The sequence below is a fragment of the Nocardia brasiliensis ATCC 700358 genome (genome assembly GCF_000250675.2).
Taxonomy (GTDB): domain Bacteria; phylum Actinomycetota; class Actinomycetes; order Mycobacteriales; family Mycobacteriaceae; genus Nocardia; species Nocardia brasiliensis_B.
Window position 1 is genome coordinate 146,372 of record NC_018681.1, and the last position, 17,835, is coordinate 164,206.

A 17,835-nucleotide genomic window follows, 5' to 3' on the forward strand; every position below is an offset into this window, starting at 1 on the left:
CGGAATGAACTGGGCGCCAACATGATCGGAGCCCGCTGCCGGTGACGAGGTCACGGGCAGCGGGCTCCGCAGTCGGGGTCGAGTCGTGTCAGCCTGCCGGGGCAGGCTCCGGTGGGAGGAAGTCGGCAGGGGACGGGAATTGCAGACCCTCAGGGGCCGGAGCCTCGGCAGGGGCAGGGGCAGGGGCAGGGGCAGCGGCTGGAGCTGGTGCCGGAGCACCTGCGGGGACGCCACCCTGGCCCGGAGCCTGGCGACTCGCCTCCTGCTGATAGGTGTCGTTGAACGTCTTCCACACCGTGGTGACGATCCCGGTCGCCTGGTTCAGGATCAGCGAGCCGTGTTCGAAGTCCGAGCGCAAGCCGTTCGGCACGGTGTAGGCGTCGCTCTGCGGAATGCCGAGAACGCCCGCGTCGCCGCCGAGTTGGAGGAAGCGGTCGAGAATCTTGCCGAGCACCTCGATGACCTTGCCGTCCGGCGCGGCGTAGACGTAGCCGTTGGCGAACTTGGCGTACTGCCGCCCCTGCGCGGCGGTCATCGGCTCGGTTTGCGGCGCGCCGAGCGGCCCGTCCGCGCCACCCTTGGCGGCCCAGTGTTTGGCGATGGGGTTCTGGTCGACCATGGCGAGCAGCTTCTTGGTGAGCGCGGCCAGCGCGGCGAGGTCGGGTTTGGTGCGTGGCGTGGCCTGGGGTGCGGCCGGCGCGGCCTGGCTCTGCTCGGTGCCGGTCCCGTTGTCCGCGTAACTGTCGGTGCTGTTCCCGCTGTCGGCGAGCCCGGCACCACCCGCGACACTCGCGGCGATGCCGCGGATCCGATCCATCATGTCGTAGGCGGCGTCGCCGGGGCACGAGGTGTTGCCGACGTCGCGATGGGCGAACACGATGGGCAGTTGCACCGCCTGACCCATGGCGTAGGAGGTGAATTCGGTGCCTTCGGAGTACATCGTGGTGTAGCCGGTCGGGTCGAGGTGCGCGATCTTCGAGCGCCAGCCGATGAAGTTGCCGATGGCGTTGATCGCCGCCTCGCTCGGCGGCTCGGATTCGTGGTTGCCCATCAATGCGACGCCCGCGGTGTTCTCGTTGAAGCCGCCCGCGTGCGCGCCCTGCACCGCGCGGGTGAGTCCGCCCGCGCGGCCCTCGAAGATCTGGCCGTACTTGTCGACCAGCGCGTTGTAGCCGATATCGCACCAGCCCAAGGTCTGTGCGTGATAGGTGTAGATCGCGCGGACGATGCCCGCGGATTCCTCGGGGGAGTAGTCGTTGCGACCCGCGGTGTGGTGCACGGTGATGCCGCCGAGGCCGTCACCGCCGGGTCCGTCGTCGTAGGTGGGTTCTTCGCAGCGGATGTTCTCGTCCGCGCCCCAGCCGGCGCGGCTGATCACGGCGGGACCGCCGCTGGGCAGCACCTCGGCGACCTTGTGCAGCGCGCCGTCGATGGCGCCGCGGCCCGGATCGATGAGCACGGCGGTGAGGTCGAGCGCGGACATCTGCGCGGGATCGTCCGAGCGCGCGGGCGTTACGGGGGCGACCGTGTCGTCAGGTGTCGTCGCCACGGCGGGCTTGCGGGTGACCAGCATCTGCACCGCGTTGGTGGTGCCGACGTAGAGCGGTTCAGTGCCGGTCTTGCCGCCGGCGGCGGTGCGATCGGTGCGGCGCGTGTCGACCTCTTCGGTGTCGAACCACGGACCCCAGCTGCCGTCGGCCTGGCGGGCCCGGATCAGCGCCTTGGTGTTCGCCAGATCCTTCGAGGTGAGAGCGACGACGCTGAACGGCGTGTCCCGCGAGACCTCCTTCACCTGTGCGCCGACCTGATCGGTCAGCTCGGGCGGGACCGCGCCGGGAGCCAGCGCGGGCGTGTCGGGCGTGGTGCCCGGCGGCAGGTGGCTGGGATCGGCGATGAACCGCGTGCCCGCGGCATCAGCCGGCGCTGGGGCGGGAACTGGGCTCTGAACTGGGACGTTCTGTCCGGGCAGCGGCGTCTGGCCCGGCGCTGTGCCCTGTGCGGGAAGTGGTGTCTGCCCCGGAACCGCGGCCTGCGGTGCTGGTCCGGGAGCGGCGGCCTGTGCCGGCAACGGTGTCTGTCCCGGCGCGGTGGCTTGCGGCACTTGTCCTGGTGCTGCGGCCTGGCCGGGCAGCGGTGTTTGCCCCGGGGTCGCGGCTTGCGCGGGAAGCGGCGTCTGGCCGGGCGTGGCGGCCTGTCCGGGAAGCGGCGTGTGGCCCGGAGCGGCGGCCTGTCCTGGGACCTGTGTCTGACCAGGTGTGGCGGCTTGTCCGGGGCGGGGAGCGGCGGGCTGACCTGGCACGGTCGGCCGGCCGGGAGCGGCGGGGCCGTTCAGCTTGGGTAGGGGGATCTCCTTGGGTAGCTGCACGCCCGGCGGCAGCGGTAGGCCCTCGGGGATTCGGATGGACGCGGGCAACGGCAGCATCCGCAGGTCGGACAGGCGCAGGTCGGGCAGGTCCAGTCCGGTCAGTTCGCGCAGCGGCAGCACGATATCGGGGGCCGAATTCAGCACCACCTCGGCGAGTTGCGCCGGTACGGCGGCGAGTTCGGTGTCGGTGGTCTGCCGATATTCGGACGAGTCGCTCATCGTGAGCACCGCGAGCGGGGCCGCTACCGCAAGGGTGGTGACAACCGGGAGGACGTAGGAACGTTTCGGTTTGCGGTACGGCACGAGCTTCTCCATTCAGGTCGAACCAGTGATCGTGTCGAACAGGGTTGCTTCCTGATGTATCAACGATCACAATAGTCACAACTGTCACATATCTAAACCTCTTGTTGAGGATTATATGATTGCTCGAATGTAGCTCTCGGATTGTGGCCGGATGGAACGACATGCCGACAGGTATCGAATCCGCCCGGCCCTGGAAAACCGTGGGAGTGAACGGATGCGACGCGACACAGCACAGCGCACAGGGGGAGCACAAACGCGGGTGAAATTCGCGCGTAGCCCGCGAGGTGGTTTCGTCCGGCGACGACCGGGCCTGTCACCTGTGATAACTCTGCGAAGAGTGCTCGTGACGGGCGTGGCGGGCTCGGCCGCCGCCACGCTGCTGCTGCTCTGGTCCGCGCCGGGGGAGTTGCCGTATCGCACGGTGGCCGGGCCCGGTCACGGCCGTGGCATGAGCCAGCTCGGCGCGCTGGCGAACGCCCAGGAGGGCTGGACGGCCGAACGCATCCTCGACTACTACTACCCGGGCGCCAAGCTCGGCACCATTCCGGCAACCACCGTCGGCATCCGGCTCACCGCGCAGGACGACTCCACACTCGACGCCTTCTCGGCCGCCGGGCTGCGCGTCGCCGGGCAATTCGTCGAGCCGGGCCAGGCCGCGCACCTCACACTGCTGCCGGGTGGCGGCGCGAACGTCGTGGTGACAGTCGGCTGTGACGGCGAAGTGCTGTGGCAGTCCGCGACCGACGATCCGTGGATCCATCCCGTCGATCCCGGCCCGAATCGTCCTGCCGCCGAACATCTCACGCTGTGCGGCGGCTCGGCGTACCGGGGTGCGCTCGGTTTGGCGGACGAGAACGGGGCGGCGCGCACCGTCAACCGGGTCGATGTGGAGGACTACCTGCTGGGGGTCGTCCCGGCCGAGGTGCAGGCCAACTGGGCGGACAAGGGCGCGAACGAGGCGCTGCGCGCGCAGGCGATCGCGGCGCGCTCGTATGTGCTTGCGGAGCACCGCTATCCGTACGCGCAGAGCTGCGACACCACCGACTGCCAGGTGTATCCCGGTACGGACAAAGAGGATCCGCGCGCGGCCGCCGCGATCGCCACGACGGCGGGCACGGTCATGGTGCGGGACGGGCGAATTCTGCGGTCGGAGTACTCCTCCGCGCCCGGCGGCGGCGAACCCGCCGATATCTACACCTTCGAGGTCGGACCCGCCCTGACCGACCTCGCACCGAATGTGGTTGCGCCGCCGATAGATCCACGCACGCAGACGGCCGTCGGGGAATCGGCGATCGATGTCGAGTACCGGCGGATCGGCGGTGCGGCGAGCGCGGTGGGCACACCGCTCGGCCCGGAGATGGTCCTGCCCGAGAACGCGGGCACCTACCGCATGTTCACCAACGGCGTCATCATCTCGACCGAGACGCTCGGCGCCCAGGTCGTCGACTTCACCACGCTGCTGCAACTGGTGCCGGACCCGGTCGCGCACGAGTCCGCGCCGACCGGTGGCACCCCGCCCACGGCGCCCGCGACGTGGCCGGGCAGCACCGCCGCGCCGACCACCGCGTCGACGCCGACCCCGCGGCCGACGCCGGGACTGCCGCTTCCTGCCACGCCCGCGGACGGGGGTCGCTGAGCGCCGCTACCGCGAGCGTTGTTGTGCGGCAATCACTCCGGTACGCCGTCGCCCAGTGACTCGGTGAGCGTGCGGAGCAGTCCCGCGAGCTGCTCGCGCGCGTCCGAGTCCAGTGCGGCGAGCATGCGCTGCTCGTTCGCCATGTGCTGGGGCAGTAGCTCGTCGATCGTCCGGCGGCCCTCCGGGGTGAGCCGGACTCGGATCACCCTGCGGTCCTCCGGGCACGGGATGCGCTCCACCCAGCCCTTGGTGGCCAGGCGGTCGATCCGGTTGGTGATCGCGCCCGAGGTCACCATCGCCACCTTGAGCAGCGCGCCCGCGGTGAGTCCTTCCTCGCTGCCGGAGCGGCGCAGCGTGGCGAGTACGTCGAACTCCCAGAACTCCATGTCGAAGCCGCCGAAGAAGTGCTTCAGCTCGTGCTCGAACAGTCGCGACAGCCGCTGAACCCGGCCGATCACGGCCATCGGCGAGACATCGACCTCGGGTCGTTCCCGGTTCCAGTGCTGGGTGAACAGGTCCACCGCGTCCGCCATTGTGACTCCTATCATCTTCAAGAATCTTAATGTTGAACAACTTGACGTTGAGATACCTCTGCGAGTAGATATTTCAACGTTGAGATTATCAATGAGGAGCGAACGACATGACCATAAGCCCAACCCCGCGCACCGGCACCTCGTACGCGGGCACCCTGGCGCTGACCGCCCTCACCCCCATCGTCTGGGGTTCCACCTACGCCGTCACCACCGAATTCCTGCCGCCGGACCGCCCGCTGTTCACCGCGCTCATGCGGGCGCTGCCCGCCGGCCTCGTGCTGCTCGCCTTCACCCGGCTGCTGCCCCGCGGCATCTGGATCGGCCGGGCCGTCGCCCTCGGCATCCTCAATATCGGCGCGTTCTTCCCGCTGCTGTTCCTGGCCGCGTACCGGCTGCCCGGTGGTGTCGCCGGCGTCCTCGGCGCGGTCGCACCGATGTTCGCCCTCGCCTTCGCGACCGTCGTGCTCGCGGAAAAGCCCAACGGACGCAAGGTGATCGCCGGTTTGATCGGCATCTTCGGCGTCGCGCTCGTGGTGTTGAAGGCCAACGCGCAGCTGGACACCGTCGGCGTCATCGCCGGACTGGCCGGAGCCGCGTCCATGGCGGCGGGCACCGTGTTCACCCAGCGCTGGGGGCGGCCCGAGGGGGTCGGCCCGCTGGTGCTGACCGGTTGGCAGCTGACCGCCGGCGGCCTGTTCATCCTGCCGTTGGCCCTGCTCATCGAGGGCGCGCCGCCCGCGCTGGACGGGCGTGCGATCGGCGGCTACCTGTACCTCGCCGTGATCGGAACCGCCGTGGCCTACTGGCTCTGGGTGCGCGGCATCTCCAAGGTGCCCGCCACCTCGGTCGCCTTCCTCGGACTGCTGAGTCCGGTATCGGCCGCGGTGATCGGGTGGATCGCGTTGGGTCAGGCGCTCGGCCCGCTGCAGGTGGCGGGGCTGGTCATCGCGCTGGCCGGCACCGTGTACGGCCAGCTGGCCGGGCGTCCGAAGCCCGCGGCGGTCGTCGTCGCGGCCCCAGCCCCCGTGCTGGTCGGGTCCCGCTGAAACTCGCCGGGTAAACAGGTTGACCTTGACGTAACGTCAACTTGCATGCTGGACACACCGACGAGAAAGAAGGGAGAAGGTCGTGCATACCGAATGGTCCATCCAGGATCTGGCCAAGGCGGCCGGTACCACCAGTCGCACGCTGCGCCACTACGGGCAGCTCGGGCTGTTGCCGCCGAGCCGGATCGGCACCAACGGTTACCGCTTCTACGACCAGGACTCCCTGGTGCGGTTGCAACGCATCCTGCTGCTGCGTGAGCTCGGCCTGGGCCTGCCGGTCATCGCCGAAGTGCTCGCGGGCGAACAGGACACCGGTGCCGCACTGCGCACGCACCTGGAACTGCTCCGGCAGGAACAGGATCGGATCCGGCGCCAGATCGAGTCGGTGCAAACAACGCTGCACAAGACGGAAAGAGGTGAACAACTCATGGCAGCAGAGGTTTTCGACGGCTTCGACCACACGCAGTACAAGGACGAGGTGGTCGAGCGCTGGGGCCGGGAGGCCTACGACAGCGGTGACAAATGGTGGCGCGGGCTCACTGCGGAGCAGAAGCAGGCGCACATGCAGGCCGCCAAGGACATCGCCGCGGATTACGGCCGGGCACACGCCGCCGGGCTCACGCCCGACAGCCCCGAGGCCCAGGCCATCACCGCCCGCCACCGCGCCTGGATCGGCGACGGCTGGCAGGGCCGGGCCGTGGTGAAGGAGGCCTTCATCGGGCTCGGCGAGATGTATGTCGCGGATCCGCGCTTCGGCGCGAACTACGACGTGCACGGCGCGGGGACAGCCGAGTTCGTCCGGGACGCCATGCGCGTCTACGCGGAGACACAGCTGTAGATCGAGCTCGACCGACGGCCGGTGCGCATAATGATGCGTGCCGGCCGTTTTCGGTGCGGTCGACCGAAAGGGGGCCAGACATGGCAGAGGCCGAGCCGGGTACACGCACCACGGAACCCGGTGGCGTGGTCGCGACCGTCGCGGGGGTGCTCGCGCTCTGTACCGCCCTGTTCGAACTGTGGGGCGAGCGGGCGGTGTGGAACGCCCTGCGCCATCAGCCGCCGCATATCGACAAATCGCTCGCCGCGTTCTCGATCGTGGGTGGGTTGCTGGCCGCGCTCGGCCTAGGTTACGGCGCAGTCCTGCTGTTGCGCCGCAACGAGACGGGTCGCTACCTGCTGATCGTCACCTCGGGCGTGCTGACCGTGACAGCCCTTGCCGCCCTGGTGGTTTCGCTCACCGGATACCAGCCCGACTACGGCATCGACTGGATGCCGGAGGAAAGCCGGGTGCTCGAAACCGTCAACGGACTGTTCGGCGGGCTCATCGGCAGCTTGACCGCGCTGCTGCACCGCGAATGGCTGGCGGCTCTCGCCTCCGCGGTCTTCCCCCTTGCCGTGTTCATCCTGGCTTCCTCCCGCTACACCGCCCGCTGGCTCGAGTACGTCCCGTCCCGCCACCGTGTCCAGCGAATCGACTACGACACCCTCGACGCCTGACCCCCGGTGGCACTGCCCGCGTAGACAAGGGCTCGATCGCCAGTCCCGCACCCGGTAGGGTTCCCCCGTATCACGAGGGGGGTTTCGATGAACGATCCATATGGCCGACCCGGCAATTACTTTCCGCCACCGGTGCCGCGCTCGCCAACCGAGGTGCTGGCAGGTCTGGCCGCATGCGTCGGCGGCGTGGGTATCGGCGGCGGTTCGCTCCTCGGCGTCCACGTGTTGCGGACGGTAGACGGGATCAAGAAGCCGAAAAGCGGCGACCGCACGTTCCTGGAGACCTACGACGCCTGGAAACTCACCGCGGACGTCCATTTCGGGCTGGAAATCCTGCTGGTCGTATCCGCGTTCATGGCCGGGATCCTCGCGCTGGGCGGCCTGTTGTACCTGGCCGGCAAGCCGCTCGGTCGCCCGATGCTGCTCATCGGCGGCGCCTGGACCTTCGCCGGCGGCCTGGTCAGCGCGGTCTACGGCGGCGAGCGCGGCTTGGCCGTCGACGCGGAGTTCTCCTTCATGGTGCTCGTCTGCGGCACGGTGGTCGCGCTGACCGCCACGGTCCTCGCCCTCACCACGCCGCCGACCGCCCCGGTCCCCGCCCCGCAACCCTTCCCCGCGCCCCATCCACACCCGAATCCCCAAGGCGGGCATCCCCCGCAGCCGATCCGCCCCTGATCGCCGGGCGCATCCCTGCGGGCCGCACGCCCCGAGTCGCGCGATTTCAGGCGGGCGATTCGTGACCGCCGCGCTACTTCCGTCGTCCCGCGCGCGTGTCATTCGAACGACACCCGCGCGGCGTGACGAAACGTGCGCGGCAGCGGGTGACCGAACAGTCAACCGGCGGCGCCTTACCGGGACCGCGATGATCGGCGAATTCCGGGCGAAATTCGGATGGCGCGGACATGAGAGCGGGCCGGGACAGGGGCCGGTTCGGTGCTCCTCGTGACTCCACCCGGAGCCCGCGCGGACTTCGGATACTCTGGGCTCCCGTGACCGTCGCATCGTCCCCGGGTACCTCCGCCAACTCCGCACAGTACGACCTGATCGTCGTCGGCTCCGGCTTCTTCGGCCTGACCGTCGCCGAACGCGCCGCCTCGGTGCTCGGCAAACGCGTTCTAGTGCTCGACCGTCGCTATCACATGGGCGGTAATGCCTATTCGGAACCGGATCCGGATACCGGCATCGAGATCCACAAGTACGGCGCGCACCTGTTCCACACCTCCAACAAGCGCGTGTGGGACTACGTCACCCAGTTCACCGAGTTCACCGGCTACCAGCACCGGGTCTTCGCGATGCACAAGGGCCAGGCTTTCCAGTTCCCGATGGGTCTGGGCCTGATCTCGCAGTTCTTCGGCCGCTACTTCACTCCGGAGGAGGCGCGCAAGCTCATCGCCGAGCAGTCCTCGGAGATCGAGACCAAGGACGCGCAGAACCTGGAGGAGAAGGCGATCTCGCTGATCGGGCGCCCGCTGTACGAGGCATTCATCCGCGACTACACCGCCAAGCAGTGGCAGACCGACCCGAAGGAACTGCCCGCGGGCAACATCACCCGGCTCCCGGTGCGCTACACCTTCGACAACCGCTACTTCAACGACACCTATGAGGGCCTGCCCAAAGAGGGCTACACGAAGTGGCTGGAGAACATGGCCGCCTCGGAGCTCATCGAGGTGCGGGTGAACACCGATTGGTTCGAGGTGCGCGAGGAACTGCGCGCGGCGAACCCGGACGCGCCGGTCGTCTACACCGGCCCGCTGGACCGCTACTTCGACTACCAGGAAGGCGAACTCGGCTGGCGCACCATCGATTTCGAGACCGAGGTGCTCGAGACCGGTGACTACCAGGGCACCTCGGTGATGAACTACAACGACGCGGACGTGCCGTTCACCCGGATCATCGAGCCGCGTCACTTCCACCCGGAGCGCGACTACCCGAACGACAAGACGGTGATCATGCGCGAGTTCTCCCGTTTCGCGCAGACCGGCGACGAGCCGTACTACCCGATCAACACGCCGGAGGACCGCGCCAAGCTGGCCGCCTACCGCGCGCTCGCGAAGAAGGAAACCGCAACGGAGAAGGTCCTTTTCGGCGGCCGCCTGGGCACCTACCAGTACCTGGACATGCACATGGCGATCGGTAGCGCGCTGAGCATGTTCGACAATGTGCTGCGGCCGCACCTGGAGACCGGCGCCCCGCTGACCGCTGAAAGTGCAGAATGACCTCCCAATCCCTTTTGGACGATATGGCCACCGAGACCCGCGCGAAGTCGCTGCTGCAACGGATCATCCTGCCCCGGCCGGGTGAGCCGCTGGACGTGCGCACCCTGTACGTCGAGGAATCCGCGACCAATGCCCGGCGCGCGCACGCCGCCACCCGGACCTCGCTGTCCATCGGCGCGGAGTCCGAGGTGTCGTTCTGCACCTACTTCAACGCGCTGCCCGCCAGTTACTGGCGCCGCTGGAGCATCCTGTCCGCGGTGGTGCTGCGGCTGGAACTGGCCGGGCACGGCCGGGTCGACGTGTACCGCTCGAAGGCGGACGGTTCGCGAATCCACGTGCAGGGCAAGGAGTTCGCCGTCGCGCCCGGCACCGAATCGGTGTCCGTGGAGTTCGAGACCGATCTCGGCCCGTTCGAGGACGGCGGCTGGATCTGGTTCGACATCACCTCCGACACCGCGGTCACCCTGCTGGCCGGCGGCTGGTACGCGCCGATCGAGGCGCCCGGCGCGGGCACCATCGCGTGCGGCATGCCGACCTTCAACCGGCCGACGGACCTGGTGAAAACGCTCGGCGCGCTCGGCTCCGACCCACTGGTGCTCGGGCAGGTCGCCGCGGTGATCGTGGCCGATCAGGGCAACCGCAAGGTGGTCGACGAACCCGGTTTCGACGAGGCGGCCGCCGTGCTCGGGGACCGCCTGGTGATCCGCGACCAGCCGAACCTCGGCGGCTCCGGCGGGTACAGCCGGGTGATGTACGAAGCGCTGAAGAACACCGACGCCGAGTACATCGTCTACATGGACGACGACATCGAGATCGAACCCGACTCGATCCTGCGCGCGCTGGCCTTCGCCCGGTTCGCCAAGTCGCCGATGCTGGTCGGCGGTCAGATGCTGAACCTGCAGGAGCGTTCGCACCTGCACAGCATGGGCGAGGTGGTGGACCGCGGCATCTTCATGTGGACCTCGGCGCCGAACGTCGAATACGACCACGACTTCGCCAAGCACCCGCTCAAGGACCGCGACAACTCCAAGCTGCTGCACCGGCGCATCGACGTCGATTTCAACGGCTGGTGGACCTGCGTGATCCCGCGGCAGGTCGCCGAGCAGATCGGGCAGCCGCTGCCGCTGTTCCTGAAGTGGGACGACGTCGAATACGGCCTGCGCGCACGCGATCACGGCTATCCGACGGTCACCCTGCCCGGTGCCGCGGTCTGGCATATGGCGTGGAGCGACAAGGACGACGCCATCGACTGGCAGGCCTACTTCCACCTGCGCAATCGCCTGGTCGTCGCGTCGCTGCACCTGCCGGGCAACGGCAAGGCGATGGTGGTCAACACGATCAAGGCGACCCTGAAACACCTACTCTGCCTGGAGTATTCGACGGTCGCCATCCAGAACCTGGCCATCCGCGACTACCTCGCCGGACCGGAGCGGCTGTTCCAGCTGCTGCCGAGCGCGCTCGGCGCGGTGCACGCGCTGCGCAAGCAGTACCCGGACGCGGTGATCCTGCCCTCGTCCACCGAGCTGCCGCTGGCCAGTCACCTCGAGGTGGGCGCGGTCGCCGAACCGGCCAATCCGATCGCCAAGGTGGTCCGGCTGGCCAAGGGCGTGCTGCACAACCTGCGTCCGGCGCACGCCCGGCATCACGAGACCCCGCAGCTGAACGTCCCGACACTGGACGCGCGGTGGTTCTTGCTGTCGCAGGTCGACGGGGTTACCGTCACCACCGCCGACGGACGTGGCGTGGTCTACCGCAAGCGTGACCCGCGCCAGGCCCTCGGCCTGTTCAAAGAAGCGATGCGCCTGCGCAAGGAACTGGCCGCGCGCTTCCCCGAGATGCAGCAGCGCTACCGCGCCGCGCATCCGCAGCTGACCAGCACCGCGGCCTGGGAGAACGCCTTCGGCCTCGGTGCGCAGACGAAGGGCGAGAAGTCTTGAGTTCCGGTGCAGTCGACAACACGGCGGTGCATCAGCCGCTGCAGAGTTCGAACGGGCACGGCGGGCCGGTCTCGGCTGTGCCGTCGAGCACGCAGGTCCCGGCCGAGGTGAAGATGCTCAACGCCGTGCAGGCCAAGATCGCCACCCCGGAGGTGATCAAGGCGGCCCGCGCGATGTCGCACTTCGGTGAGCACGCGCTCGGCTGGATCGGCATCGCGGCCGCGGGCTGGGTCGTGGACAAGCCGCGGCGCAGGCAGTGGGCCGGGGTCGCGGTGGGTGCCGTCGGCGCGCACGCGGCCTCGATCGTGATCAAGCGGGTGGTCCGCCGCCCGCGCCCGAACGATCCGTCGGTGCAGGTCAACGTGTCGACGCCGAGCAAGCTGAGCTTCCCGTCCTCGCATGCCACCTCGACCACCGCGGCGGCCGTGTTGCTCGGCCGATTGACCGGGCTACCCTTGCCTGCGGTGCTCGTGCCGCCGATGCTGCTGTCCCGGGTTGTCCTCGGGGTGCACTATCCCTCCGATGTGCTCGCCGGTTCCGCACTCGGTGCCGCATCCGCCGCCGTTGTGCTTGCCGCCGAAAAGAGACTCGATGACCGCACAAGAAAGAGCACTGGTAGTTGACCATGAGGGAGCGCAGCGAGCGAATCATGACGAAGCCGAGCGTGAGCGAGGTGCGGTCATGAGTGAAGAGCCGACCGGAGCAGACCTAGCGGAAGCGGTCGTCAAGGGCCCGCCGAAGACGTTGGCCGGTGGGCTGTTCAAGGCGATCCGCCCGCGGCAGTGGGTGAAGAACGTCTTGGTGCTCGCCGCCCCGCTGGCCGCGGGCACGGCGAACGAGATCGACGTGCTCGCGCATGTCGGCATCGCGTTCGTGGTGTTCTGCATGGCGGCCTCGGGCATCTACCTGGTCAACGACGCGCTCGACGTGGAAGCCGACCGGGCGCATCCGACCAAGCGGTTCCGGCCGATCGCGGCCGGCGTGGTCCCGGTCAACCTCGCCTACGCGCTGTCGCTGGTGCTGCTGGTCGGCTCGATCGCCGGATCGTTCCTCGCCTCTTGGCATCTCGCCGTGGTGATGGCGGTCTACATCGGCATCCAGCTGGCCTACTGCTTCGGCCTCAAGCACCAGGCGGTGCTGGACATCTGCATCGTGTCCTCGGGCTTCCTGCTGCGCGCGGTCGCCGGCGGCGCGGCCGCGAATATCGATCTGTCGCAATGGTTCTTGCTGGTCATGGCGTTCGGCTCGCTGTTCATGGCGGCCGGTAAGCGCTACGCCGAACTGCAGATCGCGTTGGCCACGGGCGCCAAGATCCGCCGGTCGCTGGAGTACTACACGCCGACCTACCTGCGATTCGTCTGGACCCTCGCGGCCACCGCCGTCGTGGTGTTCTACGGTCTGTGGGCGTTCCAACAGGACAGCCTGAAAGACACCAATTGGTACGCAATCTCTATGATTCCGTTTACCATCGCAATTCTGCGTTACGCGGTCGACGTCGATGGTGGCCAGGCCGGTGAACCTGAAGAGATCGCGCTGGGGGACCGCGTCCTCCAGCTCCTCGCAATCGCCTTGATCGGAGCGGTAGGTGTCGCTGTCTATCTCACCTGACGAGATGTTGGTAGCGGGAGTGCAGCGTTCGGAGAACGCGAACGACGGGCCGGCTGAGCAGCCGGCCCGCTCGGCGTCGCGGTTCGCCCGGCTATCCCGAGCCACGTTCGTCGGTGGGATCGTGCTCACCGTCGTCCTTTTCGCCGTCGGCGGCTGGCAGCGTCGCTGGATCGCCGACGACGGACTCATCGTGCTGCGCACGGTGCGCAATCTGCTGGCAGGCAACGGCCCCGTCTTCAACATGGACGAGCGGGTCGAGACCAACACCAGCACCGCGTGGACCTACATCGTCTGGTTCTTCAGCTGGCTCACCCAGGCCAGGCTCGAATATGTCGTGCTCGGTGTGGCTTTGACGCTCTCGCTCGCGGCGATGGTGTTCGCCATGCTCGGCACCGGCCGCCTGTGGGGCGGCACGAAGTCGGGACTGCTGCTGCCCGCGGGCGCGCTCGTCTACATCGCGGTGCCGCCCGCGCGCGACTACGTCACCTCGGGTCTGGAGAGCTGCCTGGTCATCTGCTGGCTCGGCCTGCTGTGGTGGCAACTGGTGCGCTGGAGCCAGGCCGAGCGGGTGCGCCTGCCCGGACTGCTCGGCCTGGTGTTCCTCGCCGGACTCGCGCCGCTGATCCGGCCCGAGATGGCGGTGGTCGGCGGCCTGGCGCTGCTGATGATCTTCCTCGCCCCGATGCCCGAGTCGAAGCTGCGCCCGATCGTGTTGCGCGCCTTGATCATCGCCGTCGCGGGCGTGCTGCCGCTCGGTTACCAGATCTGGCGGATGGGCTACTACGGCCTGCCCTACCCGAACACCGCGGTGGCCAAGGACGCCGGCGGCGCCAAGTGGGGGCAGGGCTTCACCTACCTCTGGGATCTGGTCGGCCCGTACTACCTGTGGGTGCCGCTGCTGGTGCTGCTCGTCGCCGGTGTCGTGGCGGCGCGCTCGCGGCCCGCGGCCGCGCCCGCCGGGCGGCACGCCACCCCCGACGAACCGCAGCGTCGCAGCGTGCGCCGGGTGCGTGAGTGGCTGCGTTCGCCTGCCGCCGTGGTGACCCTGGTGCTGTTCAGCGGATTCGTCCTCACCGTGTACGCGCTGCGCGTCGGCGGTGACTTCATGCACGGCCGAATGCTGTTGGCGCAGTTGTTCTTGCTGCTGCTGCCGGTCGCGGTGGTGCCGGTCCGGCTGCCGCAGGGCGGCCTGCGCGCGGCGACCGTGGCCGACTGGTCCTTCGCCGTGGTGCTGTTTGCGCTGCTCGGCACCGCGGGCTGGGCGCTGTTCGCGGCCAACACAACTGCCATCAAGACCGGTACCAAGATCAGCTCGTCCGGCATCGTGGACGAACGGGTCTACTACGTGCTCAACACCGGGCACGATCACCCGATCCTGGCCGAGGACTATCTCGACTATCCGCGCATCCGGCCGATGGTCAACGGCATCGCCGACACCCCGAACGGTGGGCTGCTGCTGAACTCGCCGTCGTTCATGTTCTGGTACATCGCCCCGCCACCGCAGCCGATCCCCGCGGGCGGCGCCGGGCACACGGTCTACTTCCTGAACCTCGGCATGACCAGCATGAACGTGCCGCTGAACGTGCGCGTCATCGATCAGATGGGGCTGGCGTATCCGCTTGCCGCGCATACCGAACGGCTCGTCGACGGCCGGATCGGGCACGACAAGAACCTGTATTCGGACTGGGTGGTCGTGGACACCGGCATGGTCGACCGGCACCCGTGGATGCCCTGGTACATGGACGAGAAGTGGGTGACCCAGGCGCGCACCGCGATGTCCTGCCCGGACACCCAGGCGCTGCTGATCTCCTCCCGGGAACCGCTCACCTTCGAGCGCTTCCGGCACAACCTGAAGAACGCGCTGCGCTTCGCCGAGTACCGGATCGATCGCGTGCCCAAGTACGAGATCGAGCGCTGCGGTCTGGTCGATCCGTTCCCCAGGCCGCCGCAGCCGCCGCGCTGACGCAATTCCGCCACGGTGGCGCATTGCGGCCACCCAACGCGTACCCACTGGGCCCACCTTTCACAGGGGGCCCAGTGGTCGCATTGGCGGGGCTCTACAACGTGGCGTCCACCGCTTAGTCTCGTTTCGATAACGCCCCCGCAACGATGAAGCGCTACGCTGCGAAAGTACGCCCGTCATGACGTCAACTTGTTGTGGGCATCGGCGGGTCATCGTGAGACACGGCCGATGCCGTTGCATGAACGAGAGGTCGAAACTGATGCGAGGCGTGTTCGGGCGTCTGAATACTCGAAGAGCCGGATCGTGGCTGAAGCGTTCGGTGCTGGTGTCGATGGCGATTCTGCTCCCGCTCGGGGTGTCGGTGGCAGGGCCCGCCGGAACCGCGTCGGCCGCCTTCAATCCGGATGGCTTCGACTTCTGGGTCGACTCCGAGATGGGGCCGATCAAGAGCCGGGTCTTCCGCGCCGCCGACGGCAACACCGGGCGCGTGGTCTACGCGCTCGACGGTATGCGGGCGCGCCCCGACCTGAGCGGGTGGGAAGTCGATACCGAGGTCGTGCGCGAGCTGACCAAATGGAACATGAACGTCGTCATGCCGGTCGGCGGCCCGTCGAGCTTCTACGCCGACTGGAACGGGCCGAGCAACTTCTTCGGCGTCGGCAGCGCGGGTTCCTCCTCCACCGGTTCGGCCAGTACGGGTTCGGGTAACTCCGGCTCCGGCCTGCTCTCCGGTTCCGCGGGGATGGGCAAGTCGAACACCTACAAGTGGGAGACCTTCCTCACCCAGAACCTGCGCAACGCGCTGCGTGACCGGCTCGGTTTCAACCCGAACAACAACGCGGTCTTCGGGTTGTCCATGGGCGGCAGCGCCGCGCTCACCCTGGCGGCCTACCACCCGGACCAGTTCCGTTACGCCGGTTCGTATTCCGGCTACCTGAACATCTCGGCGCCGGGTATGCGCGAGGCGCTGCGGGTGGCCATGCTGGACGCGGGCGGCTTCAACATCGACGCGATGGCGCCGCCGTGGGGCCCGCAGTGGCTGCGGATGGACCCGTTCGTGTTCGCGCCGCGGTTGAAGGCCAACAACACCCGGCTGTGGATCTCCGCGGGCAGCGGCCTGCCCAGCGGTGCCGACGGGCTGAGCTTCAACACCCTCAACGCGATGGGACTCGAGGCGCTCGCGCTCGCCAACACCCGCGCGTTCCAGGTCCGGATGCTCACGCTGGGCGCCGATAACGCCACCTACGACTTCCCGGCCGTCGGCGTGCACAACTGGACCTACTGGGCCGATGAGGTTTACCGGATGATTCCGGACATGTCCGCCAATATCGGATGATCTTCCGTTAGGTCGCTTCGACACGAACCGCCCGGTGCATCAGCACCGGGCGGTTTCTTTTGTGCAGGGCGGTCGTCCAACGCTTGTTTGGTAACGAATGAGAAGGGTACGGGTGCGGAAGTTGTGGCTTGGGTCACTTTCCAGCAACATAGAAGCATCCAGGACCGATTGATACACGGAGAACATGTGCTGAGGTCGATTCGTCCGATTTGTTCGGACGAGGGCTCTTGGTGTCCGATACGGGGGCCGGTGTAGATTGCCAGATATTTGCTGCCCTGGCTGCCTGAACGAAAGGTCGAGTTGATGCGATTTGCCCGCTGGAGACGTGGCCCCGGAAAACCGGGCGCGACCGGTGCCTGGGTCAAGCGATCCGCACTGGGGGTAGCTACGGCACTGCTGGTGCCCTTCGGTCTGGCGGCAGCCGGCGGCGGCGCCACCGCGTCGGCGGCATTCAACCCCGCGGCCTTCGACTTCTGGGTCGACTCGGGCATGGGCCCGATCAAGACCCGCATCATCCCGGCCCGCGACGGCAACACCAGCCGGGTCGCCTACGTGCTCGACGGCATGCGGGCGCCGGAGAATCTCAACGGCTGGGAGATCGAGACCAACGTCCCCCAGCAGCTGGCGGACTGGAACATCAACGTCGTCATGCCGGTCGGCGGCATGTCCAGCTTCTACGCCGACTGGAACGCGCCGAGCGAGCTGCTCGGCATCCCCGCCGGCAGCGGTTCGTCCTCCGGTTCGGGCGCGCTGAACATCCTGGCCGCCGGTCCCGGTAAGAGCTACCGGTACCAGTGGGAGACGTTCCTGACCCGCGACCTGCGCAACGCGCTGCGCGACCGGCTCGGCTTCAATCCGAACCGCAACGGCGTGTTCGGTCTGTCCATGGGCGGCAGCGCCGCGCTCACCCTGGCCGCGTACCACCCGGACCAGTTCAGCTTCGCGGGTTCGTACTCGGGCTACCTGAACATCTCAGCGCCCGGCATGCGGGAGGCGATCCGCATCGCGATGCTCGACGCGGGCGGCTACAACGTCGATTCCATGGCGCCGCCGTGGGGCCCGCAGTGGCTGCGGATGGACCCGTTCGTGTTCGCGCCCAACCTCGTCCGCAACGGCACCAGGCTGTGGATCGCGGCGGCGAGCGGCCTGCCGACGGCGCAGGACGGACCGAGCTTCAACACATTGAACGGTATGGGCCTCGAGGCGCTGGCACTGGCAAACACGCGCGCGTTCGAGGTCCGGATGGCCACCCTGGGCGGCGGCAACGCTGTGTACTCCTACCCGGCGTTCGGTATCCACGCGTGGAACAACTGGATCGACGAGGCCAATCGCATGATCCCGGACATGTCCGCCAACATCGGCTGACGCACTCGACCCGACGGACCGCCCGGCGCT

14 protein-coding genes are annotated in these 17,835 nt (G+C 68.1%); 12 read left to right on the top strand and 2 right to left on the bottom strand.

Translation table 11 applies throughout. The annotated features are described in order from the left end of the window. Positions 1-88: 88 nt before the first annotated feature. On the bottom strand, positions 89-2,680 hold the full coding sequence (locus O3I_RS00655; protein WP_014980957.1) for an N-acetylmuramoyl-L-alanine amidase: 2,592 nt from the start codon (positions 2,678-2,680) through the stop codon (positions 89-91). A 331-nt stretch (positions 2,681-3,011) separates the two neighbouring features. On the opposite strand from O3I_RS00655, the gene O3I_RS00660 reads away from it, so the two are divergent. Then, positions 3,012-4,304 carry a SpoIID/LytB domain-containing protein gene (locus tag O3I_RS00660; protein WP_014980958.1) on the top strand — a complete coding sequence of 431 codons (1,293 nt, stop codon included), beginning with the start codon at positions 3,012-3,014 and terminating at the stop codon, positions 4,302-4,304. Between the two features lie 32 nt (positions 4,305-4,336). On the opposite strand, the gene O3I_RS00665 is transcribed toward O3I_RS00660, so the two are convergent. Further along, complete coding sequence (locus O3I_RS00665) at positions 4,337-4,837, bottom strand: MarR family winged helix-turn-helix transcriptional regulator (RefSeq protein ID WP_014980959.1); 501 nt, start codon at positions 4,835-4,837, stop codon at positions 4,337-4,339. Positions 4,838-4,944: 107 nt separating this feature from the next. On the opposite strand from O3I_RS00665, the gene O3I_RS00670 reads away from it, so the two are divergent. The 11 genes from O3I_RS00670 (at position 4,945) to O3I_RS00720 (ending at position 17,805) form a co-directional block, all read left to right on the top strand. Beyond that, positions 4,945-5,883 (top strand): EamA family transporter, encoded by a 939-nt coding sequence (locus O3I_RS00670; protein ID WP_014980960.1) that lies wholly within the window; start codon positions 4,945-4,947, stop codon positions 5,881-5,883. A gap of 82 nt (positions 5,884-5,965) precedes the next feature. Next, the gene (locus O3I_RS00675) at positions 5,966-6,721 is read left to right on the top strand and encodes a MerR family transcriptional regulator (protein WP_014980961.1); all 756 of its coding nucleotides are present in this window, start codon (positions 5,966-5,968) and stop codon (positions 6,719-6,721) included. 80 nt (positions 6,722-6,801) lie between these two features. Then, complete coding sequence (locus tag O3I_RS00680) at positions 6,802-7,380, top strand: hypothetical protein (protein WP_014980962.1); 579 nt, start codon at positions 6,802-6,804, stop codon at positions 7,378-7,380. Positions 7,381-7,467: 87 nt separating this feature from the next. Next, entirely contained in the window at positions 7,468-8,055 is a 588-nt protein-coding gene (locus tag O3I_RS00685; protein ID WP_014980963.1) for a hypothetical protein, read from the top strand. Positions 8,056-8,369: 314 nt separating this feature from the next. Further along, a complete protein-coding gene (glf, locus tag O3I_RS00690; protein WP_014980964.1) occupies positions 8,370-9,596 on the top strand; it encodes a UDP-galactopyranose mutase in 1,227 nt (408 codons plus the stop codon). Beyond that, complete coding sequence (locus O3I_RS00695; protein ID WP_041562325.1) at positions 9,593-11,533, top strand: glycosyltransferase; 1,941 nt, start codon at positions 9,593-9,595, stop codon at positions 11,531-11,533. The genes glf and O3I_RS00695 overlap by 4 nt, the downstream gene beginning before the upstream one ends. Positions 11,534-11,646: 113 nt before the next feature. After that, positions 11,647-12,156: a phosphatase PAP2 family protein gene (locus tag O3I_RS00700; RefSeq protein WP_041563253.1), complete on the top strand. Its 510-nt coding sequence runs from the start codon at positions 11,647-11,649 to the stop codon at positions 12,154-12,156. A 58-nt stretch (positions 12,157-12,214) separates the two neighbouring features. Further along, on the top strand, positions 12,215-13,141 hold the full coding sequence (locus O3I_RS00705) for a decaprenyl-phosphate phosphoribosyltransferase (protein ID WP_014980967.1): 927 nt from the start codon (positions 12,215-12,217) through the stop codon (positions 13,139-13,141). Between the two features lie 4 nt (positions 13,142-13,145). Beyond that, on the top strand, positions 13,146-15,104 hold the full coding sequence (zomB, locus tag O3I_RS00710; RefSeq protein WP_081593864.1) for a flagellar motor control protein ZomB: 1,959 nt from the start codon (positions 13,146-13,148) through the stop codon (positions 15,102-15,104). A 238-nt stretch (positions 15,105-15,342) separates the two neighbouring features. Further along, a complete protein-coding gene (locus O3I_RS00715) occupies positions 15,343-16,440 on the top strand; it encodes an alpha/beta hydrolase (protein ID WP_014980969.1) in 1,098 nt (365 codons plus the stop codon). A gap of 303 nt (positions 16,441-16,743) precedes the next feature. Beyond that, entirely contained in the window at positions 16,744-17,805 is a 1,062-nt protein-coding gene (locus O3I_RS00720; RefSeq protein WP_051066865.1) for an alpha/beta hydrolase, read from the top strand. Positions 17,806-17,835: the final 30 nt, after the last annotated feature.